The sequence below is a fragment of the Microvirga sp. HBU67558 genome (assembly GCF_018069605.1).
Classification (GTDB): Bacteria; Pseudomonadota; Alphaproteobacteria; order Rhizobiales; family Beijerinckiaceae; genus Microvirga; species Microvirga terrae.
On record NZ_JAGPUP010000407.1, the window covers coordinates 1 to 8,379 of the forward strand.

The 8,379-nt window shown below is 61.1% G+C and carries 11 protein-coding genes and 1 pseudogene; 3 read left to right on the plus strand and 9 right to left on the minus strand.

Annotated features, from left to right (window positions below; translation table 11 throughout):
- From KBI52_RS32605 to KBI52_RS03295, 4 genes are all read right to left on the minus strand, one after another.
- Positions 1-877: IS630 family transposase (locus KBI52_RS32605; protein ID WP_247654149.1), on the minus strand; the 877-nt coding region annotated here is incomplete at its 3' end.
- 66 nt (positions 878-943) lie between these two features.
- A complete protein-coding gene (locus tag KBI52_RS03285) occupies positions 944-1,786 on the minus strand; it encodes an XRE family transcriptional regulator (RefSeq protein ID WP_210805272.1) in 843 nt (280 codons plus the stop codon).
- Positions 1,787-2,052: 266 nt separating this feature from the next.
- Positions 2,053-2,547, minus strand: a complete 495-nt coding sequence (locus tag KBI52_RS03290; protein WP_210805274.1) for a hypothetical protein — start codon at positions 2,545-2,547, stop codon at positions 2,053-2,055.
- 4 nt (positions 2,548-2,551) lie between these two features.
- Positions 2,552-3,535: a hypothetical protein gene (locus KBI52_RS03295; protein WP_210805276.1), complete on the minus strand. Its 984-nt coding sequence runs from the start codon at positions 3,533-3,535 to the stop codon at positions 2,552-2,554.
- A gap of 967 nt (positions 3,536-4,502) precedes the next feature.
- Here KBI52_RS03295 and KBI52_RS03300 point away from each other — a divergent pair.
- A complete protein-coding gene (locus KBI52_RS03300) occupies positions 4,503-4,919 on the plus strand; it encodes a hypothetical protein (RefSeq protein ID WP_210805278.1) in 417 nt (138 codons plus the stop codon).
- 51 nt (positions 4,920-4,970) lie between these two features.
- Here KBI52_RS03300 and KBI52_RS03305 read toward each other — a convergent pair whose 3' ends face one another.
- The 3 genes from KBI52_RS03305 to KBI52_RS33890 are packed head-to-tail and all read right to left on the minus strand — an operon-like array spanning position 4,971 to position 5,508.
- Positions 4,971-5,201, minus strand: a complete 231-nt coding sequence (locus KBI52_RS03305) for a hypothetical protein (RefSeq protein ID WP_210805286.1) — start codon at positions 5,199-5,201, stop codon at positions 4,971-4,973.
- On the minus strand, positions 5,152-5,376 hold the full coding sequence (locus KBI52_RS33885; protein ID WP_315974914.1) for a hypothetical protein: 225 nt from the start codon (positions 5,374-5,376) through the stop codon (positions 5,152-5,154). The genes KBI52_RS03305 and KBI52_RS33885 overlap by 50 nt, the downstream gene beginning before the upstream one ends.
- Positions 5,377-5,382: 6 nt before the next feature.
- Positions 5,383-5,508, minus strand: a complete 126-nt coding sequence (locus KBI52_RS33890) for a WGR domain-containing protein (protein WP_315974913.1) — start codon at positions 5,506-5,508, stop codon at positions 5,383-5,385.
- A gap of 155 nt (positions 5,509-5,663) precedes the next feature.
- On the opposite strand from KBI52_RS33890, the gene KBI52_RS03315 reads away from it, so the two are divergent.
- Complete coding sequence (locus tag KBI52_RS03315) at positions 5,664-6,242, plus strand: winged helix-turn-helix domain-containing protein (RefSeq protein ID WP_210805280.1); 579 nt, start codon at positions 5,664-5,666, stop codon at positions 6,240-6,242.
- Positions 6,243-6,419: 177 nt separating this feature from the next.
- Here the strand turns inward: KBI52_RS03315 and KBI52_RS03320 are convergent, their stop codons facing one another.
- Positions 6,420-7,382, minus strand: coding sequence for an IS110 family transposase (locus KBI52_RS03320; protein ID WP_210805282.1), 963 nt, complete (start codon positions 7,380-7,382; stop codon positions 6,420-6,422).
- Between the two features lie 78 nt (positions 7,383-7,460).
- Here KBI52_RS03320 and KBI52_RS03325 point away from each other — a divergent pair.
- Positions 7,461-8,024, plus strand: a pseudogene (locus KBI52_RS03325) (IS630 family transposase); the annotation flags it as partial.
- A 124-nt stretch (positions 8,025-8,148) separates the two neighbouring features.
- Here the strand turns inward: KBI52_RS03325 and KBI52_RS03330 are convergent.
- Positions 8,149-8,379 (minus strand): hypothetical protein (locus KBI52_RS03330; protein WP_210805284.1); only part of this gene is annotated, 231 nt, incomplete at its 5' end.

An 8,379-nucleotide genomic window follows, 5' to 3' on the forward strand; every position in this document is an offset into this window, starting at 1 on the left:
TCTCCCAGCGTGGATGGGCCAGCAGGAACAGCAGCACGTCGGTCGTGCGGTGGGAGCCGAGGTTGGCCATGATCGCATAGACCCGCTCGGTCGTGCTCGGGATCCAGGTCTCAACGTGCTCCAGAAAGTCGACCCAGTGGGCACCGCCGCGACCAGGATAGGGATGCGTGAAGGCTTCACCGGTTGCGGGACGAAACTCGCCAAAGACATAGCCTTTGGCGGGCCGGCCGTAGTCGATCTCCTGCTTCGCGCGCTCGGCCGGTCGCGTTCGGCTCTGCACCAGCGCACGACCCGCGTAGCTCTTCGCGCTCACCGGTCCCATTTCGTCGAGACAGACGACCCAAATGCCCGCAGGCAGTGCGGTGTAGAGCGTTTCGAGCGCCCCTTTTTCGGCGAAGGCCGGATCGACCCGCTCGCCGCACCAGGTCCCGTGTTTGCGCCAGCGCAGGCCTTCGTGGAGCAGGATCTCGTCGATGCGGCTGCGCTGCATCGCGATGCCCTTCACCTCATGCAAATAGGCCGCCAGCCGATCCAGGGTCCAGGCGGCAAACGGCAGCCCGAGGGTCTCTGGCTTCGTGAGCGCCGTCGCGATCACGGTGGCAGTCTGTTCGGCCGAATACGTCGGTGGGCGGCCTGAGCGGGATCGGTCCTTGAGGGCTTCCAGTCCCTCCGCATTGAAACGGTGAATGCGCTTGCGCACGGTCTCGCCGTCGAGGCCGACCCGGGCTGCAATCGCCGAGGCGCTCTCGCCGCAACTGGCGCGCCAGATCACTTGCGCTCGTTGCACCCTCTGGGCCGGAGCCGTCTGTGAGTGAGCCAGGCGCTTGACGGTCGCGAACTCGTCAGCGGCTAGGTGCCGTAAGCAGACTGGCGCCATGGGTCGCCTCCGCTATTGGATCAGCGGGAGACGCCATTATACCCCTCTACCTACCGGATACACCACTTAGCCTTGCCCTGAAAACACAACTTTGTGCAACGCAAGAACGATGTTTGCTGGAAATGAAATTGTACGATCTTGACTAAGCTCTGAATCGAGCCGTTCAAGAATAATCTCTTGTGTGGTTTGAGATACGAAACGTCTAACCCATCCGATGCGTGAGTTTTGCTCATCTGCCACATGATACAAATTGTCGGTACTCTGATATAAGATATCGTCAACAAAGTCTGGACGCACTTGCACGACCACGTAATCGCCCTGAACAATTGGCAGACGTGGATGAACCCAGACCATCTCCCCAGGTTCGTAGCGAGGGCTCATCGACGAGCTATATACATACAGCGCATACGCGCCAAACACCCCTCGTAAGGGTTCCGGACACCATGTTTCGGCAATTGGACGTTCGGTGAGTATAACTCGGCCATCAGGTGGAATTGTGGGCATGGTAAATCCGAACACGGGTAATCGTGTGACTGTTTGAGGAGCCTGTTGATGTAAAGGTTTGCTTTCGCCACTCAGTGTGGGGCGCATTGCGGCGCTTCGTCTTGCACGGTGGGCGGCGCGGGGCTCAGCCTTATTCTCCCGCTGCTCGCTATTAGCACTGTCCGAGATCGGGTTGGGACCGTGACCGTACAGCAACCACTCGGGAGATGTGCCCAAAAAAGCTGCATATTTCTCTGCGCTGGCTCTATTAAGCTTGCGGTGTCCGTTCTCATGCGAAGTGAAAGTCGGAATCTGAATACCAGAGGCCCGTGCCGCAGCGGCGGCCGATGGGTATCCGCGATGGCGGCGTAGCATCTTCAATCGTTCACTTGGCAGCATTGATTTCGTTCTCGATGTATTGATCAATACAGAGTGCTATCAGATTACGCTTGGAGTAGAAAGACTCTTGGTCGCTGGAAGGCCGCTTGGCGCAGAGCCAGTCTGGTCAGCGGGAGAGTGTACTCGAACCGGAGCAGGCTCTCGCCCTTGTAGGGAGAGGCGGACAGGAAGCCGGTATAAGCGGCTTCCCGGGTGGGGTTCCGGAGGGGCCCCTCATTTCGCTGACTGGCGGGTCCCTATCAGAGATCATCCGCACATTCGAGAATGATCGTTAGGTCAACTCTTCCCTTGCGTCACCCCTCCGGCATCTTCCAGGGCACATAGGAGATGAAGGCCAGACGGATGAATAGTAGCGTCAGCGTTCGCTGCGTTGAGATCTCCATCGCTTTTGGCTCGCCCGTCTCAGCCTCGTACAACAACTGGCAAGATTGCCCGGACAGATCCTCACGCGTTGCGATCCACAACAAGTCGATGACCACCTGCCCTGGCGTATGAACGACCACGTAGCCTCCGATCCTGTGAGACCTTGGGGCGTTCAAGGATACGCGCCTCTCCTTGCTTTCTCCGCGCAGTTCCACGTCGCCGACTCCGGTTGCCCGCCCGCGAAAGCCAGGCCCGCGGCCCTGGAGCAGGCCGGTGAACGAGAACCGCCGCCGGGGCGTGACCGGGATCAGCGCGATCAAGCGCCGTGCATCCTCACGGGAAAACGTTGGTCCATCCATCGTCAGGCGATCGAGCAGCGCATGCGCCTCGAGCCGTGCCTCCATCGGAAGGTCTTGAGCACTCATCTCCTTACTCATCCGTGGCCTCCCCATCAGCGGACGGGACTGGAGCGACAGCAACGAACGCGTCTACTACCCACTGCGGCGTCAACCCTCCGATCGGCACGATCCGGATGAACTCATCGTCTACAATCAGCCTGACCATGTGAGCGCCGGCGGTCTTGATCTGAGCCAAGCGATCAGACAGGCTATCCCACGGCAACATGATATCCCGGGCGGTGGGCTCAGTCGTCGGATCTATGACCTGAAGAAGAATGCGCGCGTCAAGCCCACCCTCCTCCAGAACCAGCCCATGCGACGCTACCAGAGCGGCAAGGCGCTCGTAGTATGCACGCATCAGTTCGCCCGTAGTAAGACGCTTCAAGCCGAAAGCGAAGTCGACGTGCCTGAGGAGCGAGGCTGGAAAGCCGGCATCGACGAGAGCCTTGAGGCACTCGACATGCAAGCGGGCCGGATCCGGGTCGGTGCGGGCGATCTCTCCGATTTGGTCCTGAGCCACCGCCGTCGTCAGGATGAAAACAGCATCAGCCAGTGTACGCAACTCGCCTGCTTCATCGACAACGTGACCATGGCTCCAGATCCACTCAAGACTCATGCGGATGTGCAGGTGGGCTTGATCGATATCCTGAAGCACGAACACGCCGTCAGGGCTGTCCTTCAGCGCCTGCAGCAATGAGTACCCTTCCGTGGCACCAGGGGACGAGGAGAAGATATGGTCGAGATCTTCTCCTCGATTGCCGGCCAGCTTGTACAGGCCGCCCAAGTTCTTCTGGGATTGAACGAGGCCGCCGATCAGATCGAGATGATCATCTTCGACATTCGGACCGGCAATGAGGAAGACGCCAGGTCGGTGCCGCAGGGGGCTGAGCGCGATGTGGCTGTAGGTTTCCAGGGCGAAGGCCTCGACAGCGGCATCCTGGCCGATGATTTGTTTCTTGGTGAGTGCGACGAGGCCGCGAATGACTTGTGCAGGATCGTCTTGAGGTGTGGACATGGAATGAGTCTCAATGAGGGTTGATGATGAGCGTGGGCCGGCCTGCGTTGTGCGGGCCGTCCGCCGAAGGATCGACAATCTCACTCTCGTCTCAGGCGCTACGCCGCTTCGGGCCGGCCTTCAGCGAGGCGTGAGGTGTCCTTTTTGGGATTTGTCTCGTCTTGTCCTTCACCTGCCTGATGCTCTCCCCATCGTCCTTCCCTGGGATTGCTCTACCCCCGCCATCGCGCTCTGCAGGCAGGCTGATGCCATTGCGGGCAAGCTGCCACGTCAGCGGCTCGGCTGTTTGCCCTGGCTCAGGCCAGCAGAGGAGACGCTCACCCCAAATCTCCTCAGTGCCGGAGGAAGGGCATCAATCGCGCTCTTGCCCAGAACTAAGAAGCCTCGAACACGGCGGCCGTCCGCACTGTCACCGACTCCGCAGGCGCCGGGAGCTTTGACGGTGACTGCCCCGCAAACCGCTGGCAGAGTTTGAGACTGATTTCGTCTTCAACCCTGATGAGCAACCGTTCCTGATAGAACGAGAGCGTGAGTTCGCCTCGGCGCCACGCGTCACTGAGGTTTAGGACGACAGATGAACCACTGGCGAGTTTGGGCATCCACGTTTCCGCCCGACGCACCATCCAATCCAGGTCCTTGCGTTCGTCGAGGGTCCCGTACTCCTTCGTCCGGAACAGCGGTATGGCGGACTATCGAAAGTCAGTGAGATCATCTTGTCGTCCAACAGGCCAACCGGGTCTCGCAATGCCCCACAGGGCCGTGCCCTTGTCGCGGGCAGCGGCATGGGCAACACTAGGTCTTGGCCTTCCCCTCACGGAACTCAAAACAGGCAAATGGGATCAACTCTTCGATCAGGCTCAGAAGAACGCTATCCGGAAGTGAGGATATGCACCGCCGGAACACTCGTATAGGCGTGTGGGTATCACTCTGGTACTGTCCTGGGCGCGATCAATCTGGAATTCTCGCCGTGATCCGTAAGTATGCTCTCGGGTTCCTGATCCCCCCGGCCCTCATTTTGGCTGTCGGCTGGTATCTTCTGCGCACCGGGGACTTCGACGAGGTCAAGTTCTTGGCCTTTAGCGGCATGCCCGCGGCCGTGATGGTACTGGGGTGGGCCGCTGTCGTGGCCAATAAGATCGCCAACCGGCGGAGTGAAAGGCGACCGCAGCAAGACCGTTCAAGCAAGTTCCTGTTCTACTATCCGCTTGCGCCGGCGTTTTATCTGCTGGTTGGCTGGGGCGCCTTGCGGGCCGGCTACATCAATGAGGCGTATGTTCTCGCTGTCACCGGAGCTCCTGCGGCGGTCCTGACCTTAGCGTGGATAGCCGTGGCGGCCAATGAGATCGCCAACAGACGAGACGCAAGACGCCAGCGAGACGACTGATGGCAAGCCCTTGTGAACAGATCAGGCGCCGCAGCGGGTCAACCACTCCATTCACTCAGTGTCTTGGAGGCTCCTGATCGCCGGCAGAAGATCGGCTGCTGCGATGTCGCCACGGATGAACGCCTCATACCGCTGCGAAGAACTCGGGGCCGCACTTGCGGCAGGAATGGCTATCGGGATGTTCCAGACCGCAAGATGGTGCATGAACATGATCGAAGTGCCGACGCCCTTGTCAGAGAACAGTCTCAACGCCGCTATGCCATAATCGGTCAGCCTCCGCATTTTCGACTTCGGCATACGGAATGGCGCAAGCCGCCGCGTCGATCCCAGCAATCCTCCTACCATCTCTGAGCGCGTAGCCACGTCGGCACTTCCGCTGGAGCCAAGTCTCAAGAGCTTCCACGGCCATTGATCGGGTTTCGTAATGCTCAATCCGCTTCTGACCAGGCCGGCCGATGCGGCCTCATTCGCGGATCAAGGAGACATCACCGAACAGGCTGGGCTCGATCGACAACACATAGTAGCGGGCCATGTTGCAAGTGGGATCACACCGGTCGAGCACCAAGTACTGGATCGTGTCGTCGGGCATGCCTCCATGTTGCGCCGGGCGCGAGGTGAGGTCCAATCAAAGTGCTGAATCGATTGCGCCGCAACGATTCATACCAAGCGGCATGAAGGCTGACTCATTTGGGGTTTTCAGCCGGGCACATGTCTGATTCCATGCTGGCGAGCAGGAGGTTCGCCATGCGCCCAGGGATCGAGCTTCGCCAGGACTATGACGCAGCCCGGCTGCGGGCTTTAGCCAAGGCCACTCGCAATGCCGGGCAAAGCCGACGCTTGCTGGCGCTGGCCGAGATCTACGATGGCGGCACGCGGAGCAAGGCGGCGCGGGTCGGCGGGGTCGGGTTGCAGACGGTGCGGGACTGGGTGATGCGCTTTAACGCCCATGGACCTGAAGCCCTGGTCGACGGCAAGGGACCGGGAAATGTCTGCAAGCTGAGTACCCACCACCGGGAGGCCTTGCTGGCCCTGGTGGAGAGCGGCCCCGTTCCGGCTATCCATGGGGTGGTGCGCTGGCGGCTGAAGGATCTGGTGCAGTGGCTCTGGGATGAGTTCCGGATTGAGGTGAGCGAGACCACGCTGGGCCGCGAACTGCGGGCGCTCGGCTACCGCAAGCTCTCGGCTCGACCACGCCACCATGCCAAGAGCGACGCCGCTGTGGCGGTTTTTAAATCTATGGACCGGCCGTGCGTTGCAAGAGGGTTGTGGCAGATGGGGAGAGACGGTTCGCATCAATCTATCCGGCCTCAGTATGGAGCTTAAGCTCCGGGCCAGTATGGGAATCCGCGCGCACCGAGCCTGCTTAGACTTCAGACCTCACTGGGCCATTTTTAAAACCAGGCTTGCGGTGCGACGGGCAACCGTTCATCCATCCTGTCACATCCTTCTCGCGAACCTCGGGGGGAACTCTACCTCCGGATCATTCGACGCTGGAGCACCTCACGGCATCCGGGCGGCATACTCCGGATCGTAGCCGCGCTCGCGGTATAGGACGCTCCAGGCCATCCGGGCGAGCTTGTTGGCCAAAGCCGCGGCGAGCACATTCCGATGCAGCCGCGGCGATGCTGTTGAAAGCCAGCGGCCGAAGCGGTGTCCCTGCCAATGGTGCGGGCGCTGCAGGAGAACTTGTGCCCCACTCACGAACAGCGTGCGCAAGTAGCGGTTGCCGCGCTTGGACAGGCCGCCCAGGATTGTGCGGTCGCCCGTCGAGATCTGCTTGGGGACCAAGCCCAGCCAGGCGGCAAAGTCGCGGCCTCTGGTGAACGCGGCTCCCGTTCCAATCGCCGCCACCATGGCGCTGGCGGTGATCACTCCAACCCCTGGGATCCCCATCAGCCGCTGACAGCCCGTATCCTGACGGGCCAGGGCTGTGATGTCCCGGGTCAGCATCTCGATGCGCTCGTCAAGCTGCCGCCAATCTTCTGCCACATCCTCGATGAGGTGGATCATGCGTGGCGAGAGCACGTCCGTGCGCTGGGCCAGGATGGCCGGAAGCGCCTCGCGTAAGCCACCCGGCCCCTTTCGGACCGGAATACCGCACTCAAGCAAGAAGGCGCGGATCTGGTTGATCACCGCCGTGCGCTGCCCGACCAAGCGGCTCCGCACTCGGTGCAGAGCCTGCAGATCGAGTTGTTCGGCTGACTTCAGCGGCACAGGCCGCATGGTCGGACGCTGCACCGCCTCGGCGATGGCCTCAGCATCGCGGTAGTCGTTTTTGTGGCCCTTGAGGAATGGCTTCACATACTGGGCTGGGATGAGGTGCACGTCATGACCGAGGGCCGCAAGTTGGCGCCCGACGTGATGGGCGCCGGCACAGGCCTCCATGCCGATGAGGTGGAAGGTGTTCTTGCCCAAGTCGATGCCGATGGTGGCAATGGCCTCAGTCGCGCTCTGGTAGGTCATGACATGGCTCCGTGGCTGCGGGACAATCCCGTCCTCCCATGCTCCACCGGGGAGCACGGCCGGTCCATGCCATTAGACTTCCCCACGCGTGTGGCGGAAATCGCGACCCACGAGGCTGACGGCAAGCCGCTAGAGATCTGGTTTGCCGATGAGGCGCGGATCGGCCAGAAGGACAAGATCACCCGCCGCTGGGCCAAGCGCGGCACGCGGCCCTCCGCGCTGCGGGATCTGCGCACCGCCTCGACCTACATCTTCGGCGCCATCTGCCCGGCGCACGGCAAAGCCGCTGGCCTGGTGCTGCCCCGCTGCACCACACAGGCGATGAATGAGCATCTGAAGGAGATCGCGCAGGCGGTGGCGCCCGGGGCTCACGCCGTCTTGCTGTTGGACCGGGCGGGCTGGCATGTCTCGCGCAAACTGCAGGTACCGGCCAACATCACTCTGGTGCCACTGCCGGCGAAAGCGCCTGAGTTGAACCCGGTCGAGAATATCTGGCAGTACATGCGGGAGAACTGGCTCTCCAACCGGATCTTCACATCCTACACCGACATTCTCGATCACTGCTGCGCGGCCTGGAACAAGCTCGTCGCGCAGCCATGGACCATCATGTCCATCGGATTGCGGGACTGGGCCAATGCATGAGCATCAGCGCCGATTGGTATCACAACCGGAATGCATCCAGCCATCGAAATGTAGCGCAGCAGCTCACGGGCCTTAATCGCTCGTCCAGGGCCTTGCTTCTCCCCTACCCTCATCCACGTCGTCACTATCTCCCCTGAGGGAGATTTCGCGCAGCCTTTTCGAGCGCCATGACACGCTCCTCAAGGGCACGGATCGACGTCAGCGTGTAAACTAGGCTGCCCGCGGCCAGCACCACGGCAGCAATCGCGGCTACCAGCGTGCCAATCTCGATGGCTTTGCGCTGGTCATGGGTCCGATGCAGAGCCTTTTTCAGATACCGCTCGAAGATCACGTAGAGGACGAGCCCGCCCACGAC

Coding starts and splice junctions, on each gene's coding strand:
- KBI52_RS03315 (WP_210805280.1), top strand. CDS start 5,664: ATGCGCCCAGGGATCGAGCTTCGCCAGGACTATGACGCAGCCCGGCTG.
- KBI52_RS03320 (WP_210805282.1), bottom strand. CDS start 7,382: ATGACCTACCAGAGCGCGACTGAGGCCATTGCCACCATCGGCATCGAC.
- KBI52_RS33890 (WP_315974913.1), bottom strand. CDS start 5,508: ATGCCCGACGACACGATCCAGTACTTGGTGCTCGACCGGTGTGATCCC.
- KBI52_RS03295 (WP_210805276.1), bottom strand. CDS start 3,535: ATGTCCACACCTCAAGACGATCCTGCACAAGTCATTCGCGGCCTCGTC.
- KBI52_RS03290 (WP_210805274.1), bottom strand. CDS start 2,547: ATGAGTGCTCAAGACCTTCCGATGGAGGCACGGCTCGAGGCGCATGCG.
- KBI52_RS03305 (WP_210805286.1), bottom strand. CDS start 5,201: ATGCGGAGGCTGACCGATTATGGCATAGCGGCGTTGAGACTGTTCTCT.